A 22343-nucleotide genomic window follows, 5' to 3' on the forward strand; every position below is an offset into this window, starting at 1 on the left:
TGGATAGAAAAGGACATTACTTTTGTAGATAACGTCCTTTTACATAGCTAATTATTCTTTTTCAACTACTGTAAAGTATTGGACGTTTCTTTTAACAATGACCAACTCATTTGATAAATCCAATATTTTACTTTTATCTTCAAACCTATACTGTATGTAGTTCTTTGCACGAATAAGTGATTTAGCTTCAACTAAATGACTTATTTCACCATTAATTAGATGAAATGTTACTTCATACTTTTTCATAAGAAAACACCTCCATAGTATCAATTTTTACTATTACTTCATTTCTGATACTATTTCTTTTGACTGATGATTAAAAAGTTAGTTGTATTCTGTTAGGGCAAACGGAACAAAAAACATATAACAGAAACAAATTTTAAATGTCACAGGGCACTAAGTTAGGTATATAGCTGTTGTTATTTAGTATATTTTAGATAGAAACAGTACTTATAGCTGTGTTACAATATTCCTGTTATGTAGAGTGAAATTCATTTTATAGTTCTATTTCGTTTTAACTTACTTATTAAAAATTCCATATTATGAATGGAAATTAGTTTACATAGGAAGGTTTCTAAAGTTGATTTAGAAATGAAATGGAGAGGTATCTGTGGAAAGAAACGAATTTAGAAGACAAAAAGCACTTCGGTCAAAAGAGAAGAGAAAGAAAAAGCTTAGTCAACATAATGCCTTAAACCTATCCCTAATCTTTATATCAATATGCATTGTTTGTCTGCTAATCAACTTATCATTGAGATAGAAAAATGTTCACCAAAAAGAGTATGTAAAAGAGAGGAAGACAATTTAATATGAGTAATCAACAAACAGCAGCCGAAAGCTCTAACATCAAAGTGCTGCCGATTATTACGTCGTTTCTTATTGCCGGGTTTATCGGTTTATTTAGTGAAACAGCTTTAAATATGGCATTGAAGGAGCTAATTTCTGGCTTTGGTATTCACGAAACAACCGCACAGTGGCTGACAACAGGGTATCTGTTAACGTTAGGAATTTTGGTACCTATTTCAGGTTTTATTCTTCAGCGATTTACAACCAGACAGCTTTTTATAGCATCTCTAATTTGCTCCATCATTGGAACATTTATTGCGGCTATTGCACCAACATTTGGGGTACTCATGATTGCCCGTGTCGTGCAGGCCGTTGGAACTGCTTTACTTTTACCGCTTATGTTTAACACGATTCTTGTTATTATCCCGCCGCATAAACGTGGAAAATCAATGGGGATTATCGGTCTTGTTATTATGTTTGCGCCAGCTGTTGGACCAACTGTATCAGGCTTAATCTTAAAAACATTAACATGGCACTGGATTTTCTGGATTTCACTTCCGCTGTTATTTGTTGCCTTAGTGTTTGGAGCTTTCTTTATGCAGAACGTTACCACACCAACGAAGCCAAAAATCGATATGATTTCTGTTGTTCTTTCAACAATCGGTTTTGGCGGAATCGTGTTTGGATTTAGCAGCGCCGGAGAAGGCGGGGGCTGGGGAAGTCTACAGGTTATTCTAACTCTTGTGATTGGAACTATTGCGTTAGTTGCGTTTTCTATTCGTCAAACGAAGATGGAAGAGCCAATGTTAGATCTTAAAGCCTTTAAGTATCCGATGTTTACAATCGGTCTTCTGCTAATTCTAGTTTGTATGATGGTACTATTGTCTGCGATGATGATTTTACCCCTATACTTACAAACATCACTAGCTTTATCAACCTTTGCTGCTGGCCTAATGCTTCTTCCTGGAGGAGTGATTAACGGAATTCTTTCACCGGTTATGGGCGGGTTATTTGACCGTTTTGGCCCTAAATGGTTAGTTATCCCTGGACTTGTGATTGTAGCCGGCACCATGTATGGTTTCTCAACCGTAACGCTAGAAACATCAACAGGATTTATCGTTGCTCTGCACATTGCGCTTATGATAGCTATTTCGATGATTATGATGCCAGCTCAAACAAACGGATTAAATCAGCTTCCACCTGAGCTGTACCCGCATGGAACAGCGATTATGAACACTTTACAACAGGTTTCAGGCGCAATTGGAACAGCTGTTGGAATTTCCATTCTTTCATCGGGTTCAAGAAGCTTCCTTGAGACGGTATCAGATAAAATGGATCCACTAAATCAAATTCTTGCCTTTACCAACGGTGTTCAACACGCGTTTGTATTTGCGATCATTGTTTCCATTGTTGGATTGGTTATCTCGTTCTTTATCAAGAGAGTCAATGTTGAATAAAAAGCACATTAATAAAAAACACAGACCATTGGATGGTCTGTGTTTTTTTAGGTTTGGGGAAGGTTTTAAGGTACTCTTTTTTGTATAGCTGTATGTGTCTTTTTAAACCTCAAGCATCTAATTCAGCAAATATTTATTAGTTTTCATTGTGCGTAATTTAAAATGTTTTATTGATTTTTTTAAAGTGTAAATTATTATATTTAATTTTTTATTTAAAATTATTTAATTTTATTGTTTTTAATATTGAATATTTGTTATATAATCAAATTAACTAAAAGAAGGGGATTTGATTATGGCTTATAAAGTACTTACAAATTGTCCTGTCTGCAGTGAAACGTTAAAAATCACAAAGCTGCAGTGCAGACATTGTCACACGACGATTGAAAATGAGTTTGAATTATCTAAGCTGGCATCCTTATCAAGTGATCAGCTTCATTTTGTAGAAGTGTTTTTAACATGCAGAGGAAATATCAAAGAAGTGGAAAAGGAACTGGGAGTTTCGTATCCAACCGTCCGAGGCAAGCTTACTGACATCATTTCATCTCTTGGATATGTAGAAAAGAAGAAAAATGAAGTAGACGAGAAGAAAGTTGTGTCTATGCTAGAAAATGGTGAAATTACAGCAGAAGAAGCCATCAAGCTCTTAAAAGAAGAATAGGGGGGATTTTTGTGAAAGAGGAAATTACAAAAGTGTTAACAATGGTTCAAGAAGGCAAAATTGATGCAGAAAAGGGATCAGAACTGATACAAGTATTAAAGGAAAAAGAAGAAACAGGAAATAAGCTTTTGAAGAAACCGAATGCGTATCTAGATAAAATGTTGAAAATTCGAGTTGTGTCAACTGAAAACGATAATGTAAAGGTTAATTTGCCGATCAAGCTTGTCAAGCTGGTATTAATGGCGGGACACAGCATCGCAGCAAGTATTCCTCAATCAGAAAAATATGTAAAAGATATAGATATAAACCTGATTGTTGAAGCAATCGAAAACGAGTTAGATGGCCAAATTGTTGATATTAAATCGGCGAACGGAGATACCGTTTCAGTCATCATTGAATAATGGTTTGCTTATGATTCATGTAAAAGTGAAAACAAAAGATGTTCGATTTAGCATTCCAGTTCCATATGCTCTTTTAAACATTGCTATTAGCGTTGCTTTTTCAAAATTTATACAGAAGCATGCGGATAAATGGACAAAAGAACATTTTAAAAGAAAAGGGCTGAATTTCACTTTTCCGATAATAGATAAAAGCATGCTAAAGCCTATTGTTAAGGAACTGAAGAAACATAAGGGAATGATACTAGTAGATGTCAAAGCTACTGACGGTACGGAGGTAAGAGTTAAACTATGATGTAGCTTTGCAAAGTGCCTACCCGCGTGTAAAAATAAAACCTTATTCATCTAAATAGATGTAAAAAAGGCTGAAAAAAGAGATCATACAGTTTGCTATCGTGCTGTATGATCTCTTTTTTTTCTCTGCTTTTTTCCTTTTCTTATCTAACCTATATCCGGAGTGTGCCCCCAAATATGGCAACAAACATAGCAATCCATATTCCTATGGACACTGACATCGTATTAAAACGCCCCTTTGCTACTTGATATTATTAAGTATTTCTTTTTATTAAGCAGCTCCGTAGTTGATTTTATCTTTTTTTGAAATCCAAAACTCACTATATAAGCTATTACTAACAAAGTAACAGAATACTAATTTTTACGTAAAAAGCTTTAAAGCCCAGGGACTATATCTATGCGAATTCAACTGGGAGATAGACCACGATCGCCCACTTTTACCTTTAGAAAAAGGGGGGATAAGACATAGAAGAAATAAGATTTCCTTCGTAAAGTAAATATTTTTGCATCAAAATGGGTCATTGACAAAGAAAGTTCAGAAAAATATAATACTTATTATATTCTAATATTTTAATGCTTAAATGTTTAAAAGCAGCTAGGAGTTTACATATGACTCATACCTTATCCTTAAATTCTTTATGCAGGCTTCATACAAATCTAGCAGAAGTCGATATTCAAAAGATTGATGAAGTTGCTAAAAATTTGCCGCTTATTGCTGATTTAAACCGAGCAAATGTGTTTATCGATTGTTTAACAAAAGAAGGACAGCATGCAGTTGTAGTGGCAGAATCTGCACCAGAAACTGCACCGTCAGTTTATGAACGTCCAGTCGCAGGGAAATTTGTGTACGAAGCGTTTGAACCAGCAGTATTTTACACGCTGCGAAATGGAAAACCCATGTCTTTAAATCGTGCCTTAACACAAGAAGGAAAAACGGTAGAACAAAGTGTGGTTCCTATTAAAGGATTTAATAATCGTGTAATTGCTACATTGATTATGGAGAAAGATATCAGTGAAGTAGTTGAACGTCAAGAAAAAATGAAAACGTTATCAAATACAAATGATACGTTAAGCGAAATTTTAATGGAGATGACAGAAAATGCTTCGCTTATTCCAGAGTTTATTGGAGAGGCACTTTTCTTTATTGATCCTAATTTAAACATTCTATATTTTAATTCTGCTGCTTTTAATTTGGTTTCTGAAGTCTGTTCCTCAGAATGTAAGACAGGCAATCAAATCATCGAATATTTTCCTTGTTTAGAAGAGCTATTTTATCATCCAGAACAGTTGTTTATGCACGAAGTGACCATTGTAAATAAGGTGTTTCAAGTCAAAAAAGTTAGTTTAAAACAAGAAAATCCAACGAATGGCGCTTTTATTACATTTCGAGATATGACTGAACTTAGAGAGCGAGAAAGAGAACTTGTTGTCAAATCAGTCATGATTCAAGAAATTCATCATCGCGTCAAAAATAATTTACAGACTATTGCGAGTTTATTAAGGCTTCAGATGAGAAGGGGCCTCCCTGAAGAAAGCAAGGCTCATTTTGTCGAGAGTCTTAACCGGATTCTAAGTATCGCTTCTGTGTACGAGATTATTCTTTCCAACTCTAGTGTAGACAATGTAGATATTCTTAGTTTGATTGAGAAAATTGGTAATATGCTAGTGTATAGCTCTACGGATGAAAATAAAAATATTTCAATTGAATATTCGGGCACTCAGCTTTTTACAGAGTCGGATAAAGCTGTCTCCATAGCATTAATTATTAATGAGCTCATTCAAAACTGTATGAAACATGCGTTTAAGGGGCGAGAAGAAGGTAAGGTTCACGTTTCATTTCAACAGAATAACTGTGAGATAGAGGTTACAATTAAAGATAATGGTGTTGGGTACTCAAAACAAGCCAAACCATCTTTAGGATTAGATATAGTTACCATGATGGTCACTCACGATTTATCTGGTCAATTTTCGATTGAGAGAACTGCAAATGGCACCATGGCATCAGCTAGGTTCCCATTAGAAAGAGGCGGACACCGTGACTAAACGAATTATGATTGTTGAAGATGAGTCAATTGTACGACTAGATTTATCAATGATGCTCTCTGATAATGGTTATGAAATAGTAGGAGAAGCTGGAGATGGAGAAAAAGCGGTTGAATTAGCTTTTGCACTAAAGCCAGATCTGATTATTATGGATATAAAAATGCCTAAGTTAAATGGACTAAAAGCAAGTGAAATTATTTCAAATAAATATAATATTCCTATTCTGCTGTTGACAGCATACAGCCAGAGGGAGTTTATTGATAAAGCAAAAAAAGCGAATATAGTAGGCTATTTAGTAAAACCGATAGCTGAATCAAATTTAATTCCAGCAGTTGAAATTGCTCTACAGCAAGCAGAAAGTGCAAAAATGTATGAGAAAAAAGTTCAGGAAATGAATGATGAACTGAAGAAACGAAAAATTGTTGAAAAAGCAAAAGGAATTTTAATGGACAAATATAATTTAACAGAAGATCGTGCTTTCAAAAAAATGCGGACGATTAGCATGAAAAAGCAGGTTACACTAGAGAAGTTAGCAAAACACATCATTGAGAAATATGGAACTTAACCTCACTGTACAAGTAAATAGTTTGAGCAAAGGTGCTTAGTGGTTTTAAGTGATAAAAAACCACCTGGCACCTTTTTGTCTTTTTTAAGGGAACAATTTTAAACTTTCTCTAGTAGCAAAGCTCTTAACAGGTTACTTCATACGCTTTAAATAGATAGAAATAGTTAAACTATTATCTATTTAAATAAAAATCATCATATAGGGGGAATTGGGTGTGGTTATCATTGGGGAAATCGTGATTTATATTATCATGACTTGTGCAGTGTGTGGGGCTATTGCTGCGATTAGAAACAGTGATGAAGGGTTAGGAAAGCAATTTATGGAGGGCTTGCATTCTATTGGGTACATTTTTATACCAGCAGCTGGTATCATGGCTGCAACTCCATATCTTTCGTGGTTTATTAGTACGGTATGCGGTCCTTTTTTCTCAGCTATTGGGGCAGATCCTGCTATCGCTGCAACCTCTATCTTAGCAACGGATATGGGAGGATATCAATTAGCACACGTATTAAAAGAGTCGTATGAAGGATGGGTCATGGCCATGATAGTAGGATTTATGGCCGGAGCAACCATTGTATTCTCAATTCCAGTAGGACTGGCCATGCTTGATAAACGCGACCACAAATATATGGCGCTCGGCGTCATGTCAGGTGTGTTAACGATCCCAATTGGGGCTTTTATTTCAAGTGTTTTAATTATGGTAACCAACTCTGATGTGCGTAAAATTATTTCAACTACAAGTCATTCAACATACGAATTTACGATAAGTTATTTGAAAATTATTTTGAACTTATCTCCACTTTTATTATTTGTTGTGCTATTAGCGGTAGGACTATATTTCTTGCCAGATTTAATGATTAAAGGATTTATGTGGTTTGGGCGTATTATGGATGCCGGAATTAAGCTAGTTCTTGTTTTCTCCATTGTTGAAATTTTTACGGGCCTATTCTCTCATTTATTTGGAAGCTGGGGATTTCATCCGATCATGGCTGATAAAGCGGATCAATTCCGTGCGCTAGAAACAGCAGGTTATATTGGCATCATGCTTGCTGGTGCATTTCCAATGGTTTATTTGCTTCAAAAATATGGAGGAAAGCCGCTTGAAGCTGTAGGGAAAAAACTCGGACTAAGTAAAGAAGGAAGTGCAGGTATTTTAGCTACAATTGCTAATATTTTAGCGATGTTTAAGCTTATTCGCAGTATGCCTCCAAAAGACAAAGTTATTAATATTTCGTTTGCGGTTTGCTCGGCATTCTTATTAGGAGATCATTTGTCTTTTACAGCCAATTTCCAGCCGACATTAATTCTTCCAGTTATTATCGGGAAGTTCTCTGCAGGTGTAATAGGCATTGGTTTAGCATATTGGCTATCTGTTCCAAAAGCCTTGGAGCTAGAAAAGAAGGATCGCGAAGCAGGCATTATTGGAAAAGACGAGTACTTAAGTTCAGCAGCTGAAGAAAATGAAAAGGTAGAAGAAAAAACCAGTAAGACACAAGTGATGTAAGCATTGTATAGAATTTGTACGATAAGGGAGAGGTAATTTTTTATGAGTGAAGAAAAAAAGCGTTTTATTCAAGAGTTTGTGCCGGGAAAACAAATTACATTAAGCCATTTAATTGCAAATCCAGATCCGGAGATGTTTGAAAAATTGGGTATACAGCAAGAAGGAGCTCTAGGCATTCTAACATTAACTCCAAGTGAGACGGTTATCATTGCAGGTGATTTGGCTACAAAAGCTGCACATGTTCAATTAGGTTTTTTAGATCGTTTTACAGGAAGTCTTGTTATTGTGGGGAGCGTTTCAGAAGTAGACATGGCAATGAGAGAAATCAATCGTTTTCTCTCCGAAACATTAGGTTACACACCTTCATTTATTACAAAATCTTAATTGTATAGTAGGGAGGGGAGAGTTATGCATAAAAAAAACAGAGCCATGCTCATTGGTTCAATTGGTGCAGGCAAATCGACATTAACAAATGCTCTGCTTGGAAAGCCAGTCGAAGCAGTTAAAACCCAAGCATTAATCTATTATGATTGGATCGTTGATACACCTGGAGAATATGTTGAAAATCCTTTTTTTTATAAAAATATTATGGCAACCGCTCTTGAAGTTACACATGTATTATACTTGCAGGACGCCACAAAGAAAAAGACAGTCTTTCCACCCAATTTTAGTACAGGCATCAATAAGTTAGCTATTGGGGTCATTACAAAAAGTGATGCGGAAGATGCTGATGTGAGCTTAGCTATTAAAAAAGCAAGGCAAGTAGTTGTAAATGGGCCTATTGTTGTTACTTCTTCCCGCAACAAAGAAGGGCTTGAAGAGGTTCGAGCTTTGGTACAGTGTCAGTCTTTACAAGAGATGAAACAGTATACTGATAACTGGAAATCGAAATATATTATTTTTTAATGAAAACCTTTACATTTTGTAAAAAATCAGTTATATTCTAAATATACAAAAAAATCACGGGCAAAGGCGCCTTATACAGCTATCTTTCAGGAGATAGTTCGTATGAGGTGCCTTTTTTATTTGACTAAAACACGACTAATTAGCAATCAGTAATGACTAAAACCTTTTGCTGATTGAAGGTTGATGAGGTGGAGGGATATGAAACGATACGAACCGCTAAAAGAGGAGATTATCAGCGCAGGAATTGATATAGGAACAAGCACAACCAAAATTGTGTTAAGCCAATTTTCTCTGATGAATATGGCAGGAGGAACACACTTGCCGCGTATTGAGATTATTGATAAAAAAATTATTCATCGCAGCCCGATTTATCGGACACCACTTCTCACATCAACAATAATCGATATTGAAGCAATAGAGAAGCTTGTTAGAAATGAGTATGATAAAGCAAACGTTGGTTCTGGAGATATTAAAACAGGTGCCGTGATTATTACAGGTGAAACAGCAACTAAGCAAAATGCCGAAGAAATGATTCACCATCTATCAAATCATGCGGGGGAGTTTTTAGTTGCAACTGCGGGTCCTGATTTAGAGGGAATTATTGCAGCAAAAGGATCAGGAGCTTATCAATATTCTAAAAAAGTGAGCAAAACTATTGCCAATATAGATATTGGCGGGGGAACCGCTAATGTAGCAGTTTATCGAATGGGAAGGCTGTGTGGAACCTGCACACTGCATATAGGAGGCAGGCTGATAGAGTTTTCGGAAGATAAAATCAGCAGCATTTCGCCACCGGTTAGAAATCTATTAAGAGGGTGGAATAGTACTCTTGTAACAGGTGACGTACTGGTGGAAGAAGAGATAAAGAATATAACAAATTATATGGTCGATGTGATTAGTAGAATGCTAACACGTACCATGACAGCAGAAGACAAGGTCCTGCTTTTAGGTCATGAACCGAATTGGAAAGAAGAAATTGATGTCATTATGTTTTCTGGTGGAATCAGTGAGTGCCTCTATCAATATGAGTCTAAAGATTTTGAACAAGCTCCTTACCACGACATAGGAATGATGCTTGCGGACTCTTTAAGAGATAGTCAGAGTTTGAAGAGATGGTCATGGATTCAGCCTGATGAAACCGTTCGCGCAACCGTTCTTGGTGCTGGTACACAAACGACTGAAATCAGTGGAGCCACGATTCAAGTAGAAACGAAAGATTTACCTGTACGCAATGTACCTGTTTATCAAATTTCGTTTAAGGATGGGTTTCAAAAAAGTGTTCATCACTTAAAGGATGCTGTAAAAGATGCAATTGAGATACATGACCCGCAGCAGGAGGGACAAAATTTTGCCTTGTACTTATCTGGGCTTCCGTACGTAGGATTTCGAGATATTCAACAATTAGCAAAAGGTCTGCTAGAAGCGGTGAAACAAAAAAACAAAAGAGATCAGCCGCTCATTATTGTTCTTGAGAGCGATCATGCCAAGGTATTGGGCCAAACGCTTGTTGCTCAAGATTCGTCGCAAAGCATTATTTGTATTGATCAAATTAAGGTGGAACACGGTGATTACTTAGATATTGGTCAGCTGCTACAAACAAGCGTAGTACCGGTAGTAGTCAAAACCCTTACGTTCCACTCATAAGAAAGGGGGCTTCACTGGTGAAGTTACACACACATTATTTAGGTGCTGTTTATCAATTTTCTGATTTAAAAGATCTGTTCGCTAAGGCAAATGAAGAAAAGTCTGGTGACCGGCTGGCAGGTTTAGCTGCAGAAACCGTTCAAGAAAGAATTGCTGCAAAAGAGGTGCTTAGCGAATTAACACTTGCTGATATTCGCGAAAATCCAATGATTTCACCTGAAGAAGACGAAGTATCTCAAATTATTGAGAGTCAAGTAAATGAACCTATCTATCAAGCAATGAAAAATTGGTCCATAGCAGAGCTTAGAGAGTATATCTTAAGTGATGAAACAACGGGTGAGGATTTAAAGAGGATTAGTCGAGGGTTAAATAGTGAAATTATTGCTGCAGTAGCAAAATTAATGTCAAACCTCGATTTAGTTCACGCCGCAAATAAGGTTGAAATTTTAACAAAATGCAACATTACTATTGGCCAAAAAGGAGTCTTAGCTTCTAGACTGCAGCCTAATCACCCTACAGACAATGTAGAAGGAATGATTGCTTCTTTAAAAGAAGGGCTGTCTTACGGAATTGGAGACGCGGTTATTGGTATTAATCCTGTAGATGACTCAGTTGAAAGTGTAAAAAGGCTGCTGCACGCTACAAAAAGTTTTATGAACGATTGGGAGATTCCCTCTCAAAACTGTGTCTTGGCTCATGTTACGACTCAGATGAAAGCCATTGAACAAGGAGCACCAGCGGATATGATTTTCCAAAGTATTGCTGGAACAGAAGCCGCTAACCGTTCATTTGGAATCAGCGCTGCCTTACTAGAAGAGGCAAATCAATTAGCAAAAAGTCACGGAACAGGAACAGGGCCTCAACGCTTATATTTTGAAACAGGACAAGGTTCTGAGCTATCAGCTGAAGCGCATTTTGGAATGGATCAGCTAACGTTAGAGTCGCGTAACTATGGGTTTGCACGTCATTATGACCCTTACATTGTAAATACCGTGGTCGGTTTTATTGGACCTGAGTACTTATATAACAACAAACAAGTTATTCGCGCAGGCTTAGAAGATCATTTTATGGCAAAGATGCATGGAATTCCGATGGGTGTAGATATTTGTTACACCAATCATATCAAAGCAGATCAAAATGATATTGAAGATCTGGGTGTATTGCTAACAGCTGCAGGTGTTAATTTTATTATCGCAACACCAATGGGTGATGATTGTATGCTTAACTACCAATCAATGAGCTACCACGATGTAGCGACTTTAAGGCAAACGATGGGGAAACAGCCTTCTCCTTTATTTGCAGAATGGCTTGAGAAAATGGGGATTTTTGAACAAGGGAAATTAAGTAAATACGCAGGAGATCCAAGTATTTTTACAAGGTAGGTGATAAAGAGGATGAATCCTGAATTGATTGAAAAAATTACACGATCCATTGTTGAAAAGCTAGAAAAACAGTCTAGTTTCGAACAAAATTCTCCTACTGACGAACGTCAAAGCAGCGTAGCTTTTTGGGCTCACACAGCCAATGCCAATACGAAGGTAACTAATGGGCCTCTAACTGAAGTGGTAGAAGAAGAGTCGGCAAAGGAATTAATTAAATTTCCGAATATTCAAGAAGATAATTCGGCATCTCTGCCTGAAAGTAAAATGCCTATTCAGCAGGAAGAGAACATTGAACCAAAGCAGCAGGTGCCGGGTATTAAAAACCCAGTGAATCAAGAAGAATTAGATACATTGATTCAAAAAACACCTGCCCGAATAGGGATTGGCAGAGCAGGTTTACGTCCGCGAACAGAAACATGGCTGAAATTCCGCTATGACCATGCAGCAGCCGTTGACGCTGTGTATGGCAATGTGAACGACGACCTTTTAAAACGGCTGAACTTATTTAAAGTAAATACTCAGGTAACGGATAAAGAAGTATACATTCGCCGGCCGGATTATGGACGAAAGCTATCAGACGAAGCAAAAAAGTGCATTCAAGAGAGATGTACCAAATCACCAACTGTTCAAATTATTGTTTCTGATGGTTTAAGCTCCAAGGCCATTGAAGAAAATGTCGAAGATGTTTACCTATCTCTTCAACAGTCCTTAAAAAGCGCTGGTTTAGATGTCGGCGTTCCGTTTTACATAGAAAAAGGTCGAGTTGCTGTAATGGACGACATTGGTGAACTTCTGACGCCAAAAGTGGTGGTACTTTTGATTGGAGAACGCCCGGGACTTATAAGCGCAGAATCTTTAAGTGCCTATTTATGCTATGAACCGAAAAAAGGAATGATTGAAGCTGAGAGAATGGTGGTTTCCAATATTCATAAAGGCGGTATTCCTCCAGTTGAAGCGGGTGCTTATCTCGGTACATTGGTTCAAAAAATTTTAAAATATGAAGCTAGCGGAGTATCGCTTGTTCAAAAAGAACAATAGAGGTGAATAAGAGTGGCTTTAACACGTATCCATGCTGACATTTTAGCTGTTCGTGTGATTCCAAATGTGGATGACGCCTTAGTTCAACAGTTTAACTTGCAGCCTTACCATAGAAGTTTAGCCGTGTTTACATCAAGTATTGATGACGTAGGCTATACAGCTTTAGATGAAGCCACTAAAAGAGCAGACGTTGAGGTAGCTTATGCCCGTTCCTTTTATGCTGGCGCTGCCCATGCGTCAGGTCCGCTATCAGGTGAAATGATTGGGGTATTAGCAGGTCCAAGTCCAGATGAAGTTAAAGCTGGTATTGAGGCTGTTTTACAAGTGACAAAATCAGATGCCTATTTTGAAGCGTTAGATGAAGAGAAAAATCACGCGCTGTATGCACATGTGGTGGCAAGAACAGGTTCTTATCTTTCTAAAGAAGCAGGAATCGATATTGGCGAACCGCTAGCTTATTTAATTGCCCCTCCACTAGAGGCTATGTATGGACTTGATGTAGCGCTTAAAGCAGCTGATGTAGAACTTGTGAAATTTTTTGCCCCTCCTTCTGAAACGAATTTTGGCGGTGGGTTTTTAACAGGATCTCAATCAGCCTGTCAAGCAGCTGCTGATGCGTTTCGCCAGGCTATTTTAGACATTGCAAGAAATCCAGTTCATTATTAAAAAGCTTATAGACAGTAGAAAGGAGTTGTTGGATATGCAGTTTGATCAAGATCTTCAATCTTTGCAAGAGATGCGAGATGCAGTGGAAAAGGCAAAAGCCGCACAGCAGGTATACTTGAAATTTTCACAAGAACAAGTAGATCGCATTGTTGAACAAGTTGCCGAAGCAGCCTATTCTAAAGCATTGGAATTAGCGAAAATGGCAGTGGAAGAAACGCGAATGGGTGTTGTAGAACATAAGAAAATCAAAAATGAGGTAGGATCTAGAGCTGTTTATGAATCAATTAAAAATGAAAAAACAGTAGGTATTGTTCACGAAGATAGAGCGAACAAAGTGATAGAAGTCGCCTCTCCTTTTGGAGTTGTTGCTGGAATTATTCCTACAACTAACCCAACTTCAACGGCTATCTTCAAGACATTAATTAGTTTAAAAACTAGAAATGCTCTAGTGGTCAGCCCTCATCCTCGGGCAATGAACTGTACAGTAGAAGCACTTAAAATTTGTTCCCGTGCAGCAGTTGAAGCAGGAGCTCCAGAAGGGATTATTGGTTGGATTTCTAATCCTTCTATGGCAGCAACCAATGAATTAATGAAGCATAAAGATGTGAACTTAATTCTAGCAACAGGTGGAAGTGGTCTCGTTCGAGCAGCGTATAGTTCTGGGAAACCAGCTTACGGTGTAGGTCCAGGAAATGTACCTGTATATATTGAAAAGACTGCGAAGGTTGACCAAGCAGTAAAAATGATTGTCGATAGCAAAACGTTCGACAACGGCACGATCTGTGCAACCGAGCAAGCAATTGTTGTCGATCTTAATATTCAACAAATGGCTATTAGAGAATTAAAGAATAATGGAGCCTACTTTTTAAATTCAGAAGAGAAAGCCAAGATGGAAAAAGTGATTTCACCGATTCCAAAGAAGCTTAATCCAAATATTGTTGGTCAAAGTGCTGTGAAAATTGCTGAAATGGCAGGTATTACAGTACCTTCTGATACACGCATCTTAGTTGCTGAAGAAACAAAGGTGGCCAAGGATGTACCATTTTCGATTGAAAAGCTAGCACCTATCTTCCCATTGTATACAGCTAAGAACGACGAACAAGCAAGGGAATTATGTTTAAGCTTATTAAACCTTGGAGGAAGAGGTCATAGCTTATCACTTCATACAAACGATGATGCTGTAGCTAAAACGTTTGCTCTTGAAATGCCCGTCTCAAGACTTATGGTTAACACACTCTCGTCAGTTGGAGCTGTGGGTGGTACCACTGGACTTAAGCCTTCCTTTACATTAGGATGCGGTTCGTTCGGAGGTAACATTACATCAGACAATGTGACCGCTCGACATTTATTAAATATTAAGCGAATGGCTTATGGTACAAAAGAGGTGACAATTCCGAAACCATCCGTATCTTTTATCTCTGCTTCGTCAGATACAAAAGATCATCAAGACGTACAGGAAATTGTCAACGAAGTTATGAATCATTTAAAACCACAGGGACCAATTGATTCGGCAGCAATTGCTGAAATGGTTAATCAAGCACTTCAAAAATATCAAACAAACTAATTAGGAGGAATTAAAAATGGCAAGAGAACTAACAGCATTAGGAATGATTGAAACAAAAGGATTAGTAGCATCAGTAGAGGCAGCAGACGCAATGGTAAAAGCAGCAAACGTACATTTAGTTGGTAAAGTTCACGTAGGTGGAGGAATTGTAACGGTTTTAGTACGCGGTGACGTAGGCGCGGTAAAAGCAGCGACAGATTCTGGTGCAGCAGCTGCACAGCGCGTTGGAGAACTTATTTCCGTTCACGTTATCCCACGCCCACACAATGAATTAGAAAGTATTTTACCAAAAATTGATAGTGAACTATAAGCTTAAAAAGTTAGGAGCATAGCGCATGAATAAGCAGGCCATTCAATCGATTGTAGCAGAGGTTGTTCAGCAGCTAAGTCAAACAACCAAGCAAAGCAATACAGTCCCAATGGCTGTATCTGCTAGACACTGTCACTTAAGTATAGAAGATGTAGAAGCTCTTTTTGGAGCAGGGTATGAGCTAACAAAAAAATCAGACCTGTCTCAGCCTGGGCAATTTGCAGCTAATGAAACAGTTACTATTGTGGGACCTAAAGGAAGCATCGAAAAGGTGCGAGTCCTTGGTCCAGCAAGGAGTATAACTCAAGTGGAGGTCAGTAAAACAGATTCAATTAAACTTGGTTCTGTTCCTCCACTACGTGAGTCTGGAGATATAAAGAATTCAGAAGCAATTACATTAGTTGGACCAAAGGGTAGCATTTACAAGAAAGAAGGCTTAATCATTGCACGAGCTCATATTCATATGACGCCGGATGATGCTGAAGCTTATGGTGTAAAAAATGGTCAGTGTGTTCGCATTACCGCTCAAGGAGAAAGACCTACTACGCTCGAACGTGTATTAATTCGAGTTTCGCCAAAGTTTAAGCTTGAAATGCATATTGATACAGATGAAGCGAATGCTGGGCTAATTTCTACTGGAGCTACAGGGATTCTGTCTCTATACGAGGAAGCTTTATGAACAATCATGCTCTGATTGAACAAATTGTAGTAGAAGTTTTAAAACGATTAGATAAATCAGACAAGCAGCACCTAAACGTAAAGCCAAAGCTGCTGATCGTGAAAGAGTCGGCGGAAATTGATCCAATTCAAATCAAAAAGTTAGAAACAAGCTGGACACTGGTTTACAGCGATGACCAAAAAGAAAACCTTCCAAAAGATATACAAGGTATTTTATTTGCAGAAGCAAAGCAGGACCTGCTAGTAAAAGGGGCTCTTGGTATGACAGATACACTAGAAAGTTATCTTTTAGCTGAGGCTTTGCTAGAAGGAATTTCTGTTTCACTCATTCCTTCTGTAACTTTAGGAAACGTTTTGCTATCCAGTAATCAAAAAAAAACAGTAAACAATAAATATGCAGCACATTTAATCGCTTATAAAAATACATTAGAAAGCTTTGGAGTAAAAATCCAATCATTTGAGAGATTTTTGCAATCAGGCTTAAACAGGCGTTCTGTATCATTTACAGAACCAGTGCTAACCCAAAGACATGTGAAATTAGTAGAAGAAGACAAAATTACTGTTTCACCTAAAACGATTATCACTCCTTTAGCGCGCGATACAGCAAGAGAATTAGGAAAAGAAATTTGCGTGATAGACGTAGAGGGAGCGGATGTTTTATGAAAATAGGGACAGTAATTGGCAACGTCTGGGCAACAAGAAAAGAAGATAACTTACGCGGTTTAAAGTTTTTAGTTGTTCAACCTGAACTTTTAAATAAATCGAATAACGACTCTTCTTTTATTGCAGTTGATCGTATTGGAGCCGGGATTGGTGATAAGGTAATGGTTACTCAAGGAAGTGCCGCAGCACATATGGCATCCGACACTCCATTACCCATTGATGCAATTATTATCGGGATTATAGATTCTGTTGATATAGAAAGAGGTGGAGAGAATGGCTAAAGCTCTTGGCATGATTGAAACAAGAGGCTTAATAGGTTCAATCGTCGCAGCGGATGCGATGTTAAAATCAGCTGATGTCCGCTTAGTGAAGCAGGAAAAAGTGGATGCAGCCCTTGTAACAGTGTTAGTTGAAGGTGATGTTAGTGCAGTACAAGCAGCTGTAGATATGGGAAAAGAAGAAGCGGCTCGCGTTGGAGAATTAGTGTCAGCGCATGTAATTCCCCATCCTGATGAAGAGGTTGGAAATAGCCTATTAAAAGATGAGAATAAAGAATCGCAGTTAAAGGAGACACCTAAAGACAATAAAGCGACTAAAAAATCATCTGCTGCTAAAACAAAATCCAGTATTCAATATAAAGCAAAAGCAGATTCTGCTGCTGTAGAAGAAGATCAAAAAGTAGAATAACATACATATAAACGACGGAGAACGGGGGATAAATCATGGCATTTAAGCGTAAAAAAATAGCTGTAATTGGAGCGGGATTTACAGGAGCCACAGCAGCATTAATGATGGCACAAAAAGAACTTGGAGACGTAGTATTAGTTGATATTCCTTCCCAGACTAACCCGACTAAAGGAAAAGCACTTGATATGTTAGAGGCAAGCCCAGTCCAAGGATTTGACGCTAATATTAAGGGAACATCTAGCTATGAGGACATTCAGGATGCAGATTTAGTATTAATTACTGCAGGACTTCCAAGAAAACCGGGAATGAGCCGTGATGACCTAGTCTCAACAAACGCAAAGATTATGAAAGAAGTATCGGAAAATGTAAAAAAGCATGCACCAAACAGTTATATTATTGTATTAAGTAATCCAGTTGATGCAATGACATACGTTTGTTATAAGACTACGGGGTTCCCTAAGAATAGAGTAATAGGCCAATCTGGTGTATTAGATACAGCCCGCTTTAATACATTTGTGGCTCAAGAATTAAATATCTCTGTTGAAGATGTATCAGGATTTGTTTTAGGGGGCCACGGAGATGATATGGTACCATTAGTTCGTTATTCGTATGCCGGAGGAATTCCACTTGATAAAATCATTTCACCTGAACGTATAGAAGCGATTGTAGAGCGAACCCGCAAAGGTGGAGGAGAAATCGTTAACCTGCTTGGAAATGGAAGTGCCTATTATGCTCCTGCTGCTTCTATGGTTCAAATGGCAGAAGCAATCTTAAAGGATAAGAAGCGAATTCTCCCTTCTGTAGCTTATCTAGAAGGGGAATATGGCTGTAATAACCTTTACCTAGGTGTACCCACAATCCTAGGAGGAGATGGAATTGAACATATCATTGAACTTCCTTTAACGGAAAAGGAAAATGAAGGGCTAAAACGTTCAATCGAATCCGTACAAAGCGTTATGGCTATCTTAGAGTCTTCAGAAGTATTCAGCTAAACCAGCCTTTAGTCAAAGCAAAACATAAAATAGCTTTTAAAACCCTTTAGCTGCTCGGGACTGCCCCCATGAAGTGAGACAAATAAAAAACACCTTTAAGTTAAAAAACAGGTATGTAGTACCTAACAATAACCTAGAGGTGTTTTTTCTATGGGGGCAAGAGTGAGCTATCCAGTAGAAGTGAAATTAAAAGCAATTGAATTGAATCGTTTCATTCCAGCCTGAAGTCTGAAACATTTTACCTCGATGAGTTAACATGTACTACGACTGACATCGTAGAACAAACTGTCGAAAGCTATATTATTTATTATAACCATATCCGTATTCAAACAAAACTAAATAACCAGTCACCGGTACAATACCGAAAACTGGCTGTTTAAAAGGTGTTTTGATCCTTGTCTCGAAATCAGGGGTCCTTCCCATATAACTAAGTGCTTTTTGATGAATGATGAGCAAGTTTCTGTTTCACCGTTAGAACAATCATAAAAACGCCTATGATACTTAATATGCTCTCTAGAACGTAGAATTGATGTTCTTTTATATATCCCATAACGCATTGGCTACCAAAGATCAGAAATAAAACAGCTCCTAAATAAAACGAAGGATTTTTAATACACCAACTCATTTTTGATTCCATCTAATTCCTCCTTGTACGCTGTCTATCGCGTATTTATTGTATGTCTACTAAGAAAGGAGTAAGGTTGCTTCTTATGGATCTACGAGTGGGTGTAAGAAAAGTTTCAAAAATAACATCAACTCTCTTTTAGTATAGGCGTTTATTTTACATTCAAAAATGAAACTAATTTTTTTAGTGTTGTTCCTTGAACAAGAAGAGAAAAGACTACATTACTAAATGTCATGGCTAATAACAGATTTTTCCCTTCAAATTCGGGTGTAATGCCTAAAACAAGCGCAATTGAAAGAGAGCCTTTTAACCCTCCCCACGAAATAATAGGTTTCCATGAAGTTGGAATGGATTTATCAAAAGCTAAGCTTATATAGACAGCGAGAAAACGTGCTAAAAGAACAATAAGAATACTTCCAACGATAAGCCATCCTTTGTCTAAAAAATCAATACGACTTACTTCTAATCCTACCAGTAAGAAAATAAGCGCATTAGAGAGAAAAGCAATCGTTTCCCAGAAGGAATTCACTTTTTCATGTGTTAGATCTGACATACCTACGTTTCGTCCATAAGTTCCTAAGATTACGCCACCTACTACCACAGATATTACCCCAGAAACATCAAAGTGTTCAGCAAGCTGAAACGTACCATAAAATAGAACCATTGATAATCCAGTCTCCACTAAGTAATGATCAATCTTAGATGTAATACGAGAAGCTAATAAACCAAACACTCCACCAATCAATATGCCTCCACTTACAACTTTCAGAAATTCAAGCAGCGCATTTAATGTACCTGTTAAGCTCAAGGCAGTAGTTACCACAGCAATTTGAAATAGTACAACAGCAACTCCATCATTTGCTAAACTTTCTCCTTCGACCACAATGGAGAGGCGCTTGTTTAGGCCCATTGACTTAAAAATACTTAGAACGGATACAGGGTCAGTAGCTGCCATAAGTGCACCGAAAATTAAGGCTTCCTGTAAAGAAAGGTGCAAGAAAAAATAAGTAGAAGCAGCAACTAGTAAGAAGGTAAGAAATGTGCCTAAAAAAGCTAATAAAGAAATAGATTTCTTATTACGTTTTAGTTCATCAAAAGGCAGTTTAAGTGCTGCATCCCCTAACAAAGCTGATAAAAAGATAAAAATAACGGTCGTTTGAAACACGGTATCATTGGCTGCATAACTTTTTATTTCTCCCAATGCAGGAATTGGTACCAAACCAATGATTAATCCTATTACTACAAGAAAAGTGGGATAAGGTTGTTTCATTTTTTCTGCGATAAATACTACACCTACAGCGATAGCTAATAAAATAATCCAATATGTAACCATTCTTATGCTCCTTTGTCTCTTTAAAACTAAAATTATGCTTCATGTGCCAAGTATTGGTAAGGGTACATTCTCTTTAGGGATAGGTTTCTGTTCACCTGGAGAGATGTACTGCTTTACTAATTCTTGTTTCAATAATGCGCGATCCTTATAACTTTGTTTATTATAGATGATATTTTCCTAAGGTATCATTATATAAGTAATAAATTACTTATATAATGATAAATAGTATAAATTTGAATACAATTTCAATCATAGAAAAGTAAGTTTGTGCTTACAAACATGCAAGAAGAGAAAGGTTGTTTCCTCATTAAGAGGAAACAACCTTTAACATAGCTTACATACATTATGTGTAATATAAAGTTTCCCTCAATCAAAAGATATAAATACCGATTTAAAAATAAATCGTAAACCTTTTAAAGCTGCTTCATATTGAAATAAGTTAAGCAGTTTTTTTCTTTTGCTTTTTATCTTCAGAAACTTCTTGTCGGAAGGACTTAATTAATGCGTAAGACATGAATAGAAGAACAATCCCTAAGGGTAATGCACTGACAATAATAGCTGCTTGCATGCCTTGCAGGCCACCTGTACCTAATAAAATTGCTGAAATAGCAGCTAAAATGATTCCCCAAATAAATGTAACAAAGAAAGGTGGATTTAAGTTTCCATTTGTAGTTTGCATCCCCAGAACAAAAGTGGCTGAGTCTGCAGAGGTCACAAAGAACGTCAAAATAAGGACTACAGAGATAGTAGAAAGAAACCCTCCAAACGGCATTTGATCATACACAAAGAATAGAGACGTTTCTAAGCTTTGTTTTGCCACATCTAATCCTTTAACAAAATCAAAATAAATACCGGTACCTCCAAATACGCCAAACCATATTGAGCATACAAGTGTTGGAACGATTAATACAGCCATAATAAATTCACGAACCGTTCTTCCTTTAGATACGCGTGCAATGAAAGTTCCCACAAATGGGGTCCATGATATCCACCAAGCCCAATAAAAAATGGTCCAATCTTTTACCCACTGGTTATTGTCAGAATTAAAGGGAGCAAATCGCAGCCCCATGCTTGGTAATTGTTGAACGTAGGAACCAAAGGTTGTAGAGAAAAGCTCTATTAAGTATTGTGTAGGTCCAAGAAAAAGAAAGGAAACAAATAGAACGACAGCTAAAACCATGTTAGTGTTGCTCAAATATTTGATACCTTTTGAAACACCAGTTCCTGCAGAGGTAATAAATAAAATAGTCGTAATGGCAATAATAACGAGTTGAACTTTATAGCTAATTGGCATACCTGTTAGGTAATGGAATCCACTATTTATTTGTGAAGCTCCTAACCCTAAAGATGCTGCCACCCCAAATATAGTAGCAAACACAGCTATAATATCCACTGCGTATCCAATTGGTCCTTTGCTCTTATTTCCAATAAGAGGGGTCAGGGTTGCACTCATTAATCCAGGCATGTCTTTCCGGAATTTATAATAGGCTAAGGCAAGTGCCACTACAGCATAAATTGCCCAAGCATGAAATCCCCAGTGTAAATATGTATATTCTAGACTCAGTTTTGCAGATTCAATTGTTTGAGGTTTCCCAAAAGGGGGAGTGGCATAGTGGGAGATTGGCTCAGAAATCCCGTAAAAAAGTAAACCAATTCCCATCCCAGCGCTAAATAACATAGCGAACCAAGTAGGGGTACTAAACTCAGGTTTTTCATGGGGTTTCCCCAATTTTATTTTTCCAAATCGACTAAAAGCTAATACTAAGGCAAAGATTAAAAAGAATGTGGCAGAAAATTGATAAAACCAACCAAAACGATTAAGCAAATAACTTTCGGCGGTGGTCATGACGTGAAGTAGATTATTTGGTTTTAATATACCCCAGCCTACAAATAAAACGCTAATGATTAAAGATATCCAAAAAATAGGTGTTGTTTTCTTCACGATCTTCCTCCTTTATATTTTAAATTAAAATTTTAAACATAAGTTTTGGAATATTTCAAATTGCTATTTGCATTTACCTATTTCAATTTCTCTATTTTGATTCCCTTAATAAGGAATAAAAAAACGTCTTTTATACCAGCTATTCAGTAAGGATAGAGCTTTTACAACCTTATAATCATTTCAATAGACTAAGCCTGGAATTAATGTC

General features: G+C 37.3%; 24 protein-coding genes and 1 pseudogene. 21 read left to right on the forward strand and 4 right to left on the reverse strand.

What is annotated here, in order from left to right; translation table 11 throughout:
• Positions 1 to 51: 51 nt before the first annotated feature.
• Positions 52 to 246, reverse strand: coding sequence for a hypothetical protein (locus tag AC1DEF_RS24845; RefSeq protein WP_043978207.1), 195 nt, complete (start codon positions 244 to 246; stop codon positions 52 to 54).
• Positions 247 to 809: 563 nt separating this feature from the next.
• Here AC1DEF_RS24845 and AC1DEF_RS24850 point away from each other — a divergent pair.
• From AC1DEF_RS24850 to AC1DEF_RS24950, 21 genes and pseudogenes are all read left to right on the forward strand, one after another.
• Entirely contained in the window at positions 810 to 2243 is a 1434-nt protein-coding gene (locus AC1DEF_RS24850; RefSeq protein ID WP_097823057.1) for a DHA2 family efflux MFS transporter permease subunit, read from the forward strand.
• A gap of 292 nt (positions 2244 to 2535) precedes the next feature.
• Positions 2536 to 2901 (forward strand): DUF2089 domain-containing protein, encoded by a 366-nt coding sequence (locus AC1DEF_RS24855; protein WP_097823056.1) that lies wholly within the window; start codon positions 2536 to 2538, stop codon positions 2899 to 2901.
• Between the two features lie 11 nt (positions 2902 to 2912).
• Positions 2913 to 3302, forward strand: coding sequence for an SHOCT-like domain-containing protein (locus AC1DEF_RS24860; protein ID WP_043978240.1), 390 nt, complete (start codon positions 2913 to 2915; stop codon positions 3300 to 3302).
• 10 nt (positions 3303 to 3312) lie between these two features.
• The gene (locus AC1DEF_RS24865) at positions 3313 to 3594 is read left to right on the forward strand and encodes a hypothetical protein (protein WP_043978267.1); all 282 of its coding nucleotides are present in this window, start codon (positions 3313 to 3315) and stop codon (positions 3592 to 3594) included.
• Between the two features lie 608 nt (positions 3595 to 4202).
• A complete protein-coding gene (locus AC1DEF_RS24870) occupies positions 4203 to 5636 on the forward strand; it encodes a sensor histidine kinase (RefSeq protein WP_097823055.1) in 1434 nt (477 codons plus the stop codon).
• A complete protein-coding gene (locus AC1DEF_RS24875) occupies positions 5629 to 6201 on the forward strand; it encodes an ANTAR domain-containing response regulator (RefSeq protein ID WP_097823054.1) in 573 nt (190 codons plus the stop codon). The genes AC1DEF_RS24870 and AC1DEF_RS24875 overlap by 8 nt, the downstream gene beginning before the upstream one ends.
• Positions 6202 to 6415: 214 nt before the next feature.
• A complete protein-coding gene (gene eutH, locus AC1DEF_RS24880; protein WP_097823053.1) occupies positions 6416 to 7705 on the forward strand; it encodes an ethanolamine utilization protein EutH in 1290 nt (429 codons plus the stop codon).
• A 42-nt stretch (positions 7706 to 7747) separates the two neighbouring features.
• Positions 7748 to 8089: an ethanolamine utilization microcompartment protein EutS gene (eutS, locus tag AC1DEF_RS24885; protein WP_097823052.1), complete on the forward strand. Its 342-nt coding sequence runs from the start codon at positions 7748 to 7750 to the stop codon at positions 8087 to 8089.
• A 24-nt stretch (positions 8090 to 8113) separates the two neighbouring features.
• On the forward strand, positions 8114 to 8611 hold the full coding sequence (locus AC1DEF_RS24890; RefSeq protein WP_043978247.1) for a EutP/PduV family microcompartment system protein: 498 nt from the start codon (positions 8114 to 8116) through the stop codon (positions 8609 to 8611).
• Positions 8612 to 8809: 198 nt separating this feature from the next.
• Positions 8810 to 10255 carry an ethanolamine ammonia-lyase reactivating factor EutA gene (locus tag AC1DEF_RS24895; RefSeq protein ID WP_097823051.1) on the forward strand — a complete coding sequence of 482 codons (1446 nt, stop codon included), beginning with the start codon at positions 8810 to 8812 and terminating at the stop codon, positions 10253 to 10255.
• Positions 10256 to 10272: 17 nt separating this feature from the next.
• Positions 10273 to 11637: an ethanolamine ammonia-lyase subunit EutB gene (locus tag AC1DEF_RS24900; protein WP_075421840.1), complete on the forward strand. Its 1365-nt coding sequence runs from the start codon at positions 10273 to 10275 to the stop codon at positions 11635 to 11637.
• A 12-nt stretch (positions 11638 to 11649) separates the two neighbouring features.
• A complete protein-coding gene (gene eutC / locus AC1DEF_RS24905; RefSeq protein WP_097823050.1) occupies positions 11650 to 12675 on the forward strand; it encodes an ethanolamine ammonia-lyase subunit EutC in 1026 nt (341 codons plus the stop codon).
• 12 nt (positions 12676 to 12687) lie between these two features.
• A complete protein-coding gene (gene eutL / locus AC1DEF_RS24910) occupies positions 12688 to 13341 on the forward strand; it encodes an ethanolamine utilization microcompartment protein EutL (RefSeq protein WP_097823049.1) in 654 nt (217 codons plus the stop codon).
• Between the two features lie 34 nt (positions 13342 to 13375).
• Positions 13376 to 14905 (forward strand): acetaldehyde dehydrogenase (acetylating), encoded by a 1530-nt coding sequence (locus AC1DEF_RS24915; protein WP_097823048.1) that lies wholly within the window; start codon positions 13376 to 13378, stop codon positions 14903 to 14905.
• Between the two features lie 16 nt (positions 14906 to 14921).
• Positions 14922 to 15215 (forward strand): ethanolamine utilization microcompartment protein EutM, encoded by a 294-nt coding sequence (gene eutM / locus AC1DEF_RS24920; protein ID WP_013058365.1) that lies wholly within the window; start codon positions 14922 to 14924, stop codon positions 15213 to 15215.
• 25 nt (positions 15216 to 15240) lie between these two features.
• Entirely contained in the window at positions 15241 to 15894 is a 654-nt protein-coding gene (locus AC1DEF_RS24925) for a phosphate propanoyltransferase (protein WP_043978256.1), read from the forward strand.
• Complete coding sequence (locus tag AC1DEF_RS24930; protein ID WP_097823047.1) at positions 15891 to 16556, forward strand: hypothetical protein; 666 nt, start codon at positions 15891 to 15893, stop codon at positions 16554 to 16556. Before AC1DEF_RS24925 ends, AC1DEF_RS24930 begins: the two co-directional genes overlap by 4 nt.
• Entirely contained in the window at positions 16553 to 16837 is a 285-nt protein-coding gene (locus AC1DEF_RS24935) for a EutN/CcmL family microcompartment protein (protein WP_013058362.1), read from the forward strand. Before AC1DEF_RS24930 ends, AC1DEF_RS24935 begins: the two co-directional genes overlap by 4 nt.
• Positions 16830 to 17243 carry a BMC domain-containing protein gene (locus tag AC1DEF_RS24940; protein WP_097823046.1) on the forward strand — a complete coding sequence of 138 codons (414 nt, stop codon included), beginning with the start codon at positions 16830 to 16832 and terminating at the stop codon, positions 17241 to 17243. The genes AC1DEF_RS24935 and AC1DEF_RS24940 overlap by 8 nt, the downstream gene beginning before the upstream one ends.
• Positions 17244 to 17278: 35 nt before the next feature.
• On the forward strand, positions 17279 to 18235 hold the full coding sequence (mdh, locus tag AC1DEF_RS24945; RefSeq protein WP_013058360.1) for a malate dehydrogenase: 957 nt from the start codon (positions 17279 to 17281) through the stop codon (positions 18233 to 18235).
• Between the two features lie 200 nt (positions 18236 to 18435).
• Positions 18436 to 18615 (forward strand): annotated as a pseudogene (locus AC1DEF_RS24950) (IS3 family transposase); the annotation flags it as partial.
• Between the two features lie 47 nt (positions 18616 to 18662).
• On the opposite strand, the gene AC1DEF_RS24955 reads toward AC1DEF_RS24950, so the two are convergent.
• The 3 genes from AC1DEF_RS24955 to AC1DEF_RS24965 all read right to left on the reverse strand — a co-directional run bounded on the left by AC1DEF_RS24955 (position 18663) and on the right by AC1DEF_RS24965 (position 22135).
• A complete protein-coding gene (locus AC1DEF_RS24955) occupies positions 18663 to 18872 on the reverse strand; it encodes a hypothetical protein (protein ID WP_097823045.1) in 210 nt (69 codons plus the stop codon).
• 139 nt (positions 18873 to 19011) lie between these two features.
• Complete coding sequence (locus AC1DEF_RS24960; protein WP_097823044.1) at positions 19012 to 20193, reverse strand: cation:proton antiporter; 1182 nt, start codon at positions 20191 to 20193, stop codon at positions 19012 to 19014.
• A 439-nt stretch (positions 20194 to 20632) separates the two neighbouring features.
• Entirely contained in the window at positions 20633 to 22135 is a 1503-nt protein-coding gene (locus tag AC1DEF_RS24965) for a BCCT family transporter (RefSeq protein WP_097823043.1), read from the reverse strand.
• Positions 22136 to 22343 lie beyond the last annotated feature (208 nt).

Source organism: Priestia sp. 10L35 (genome assembly GCF_056395685.1).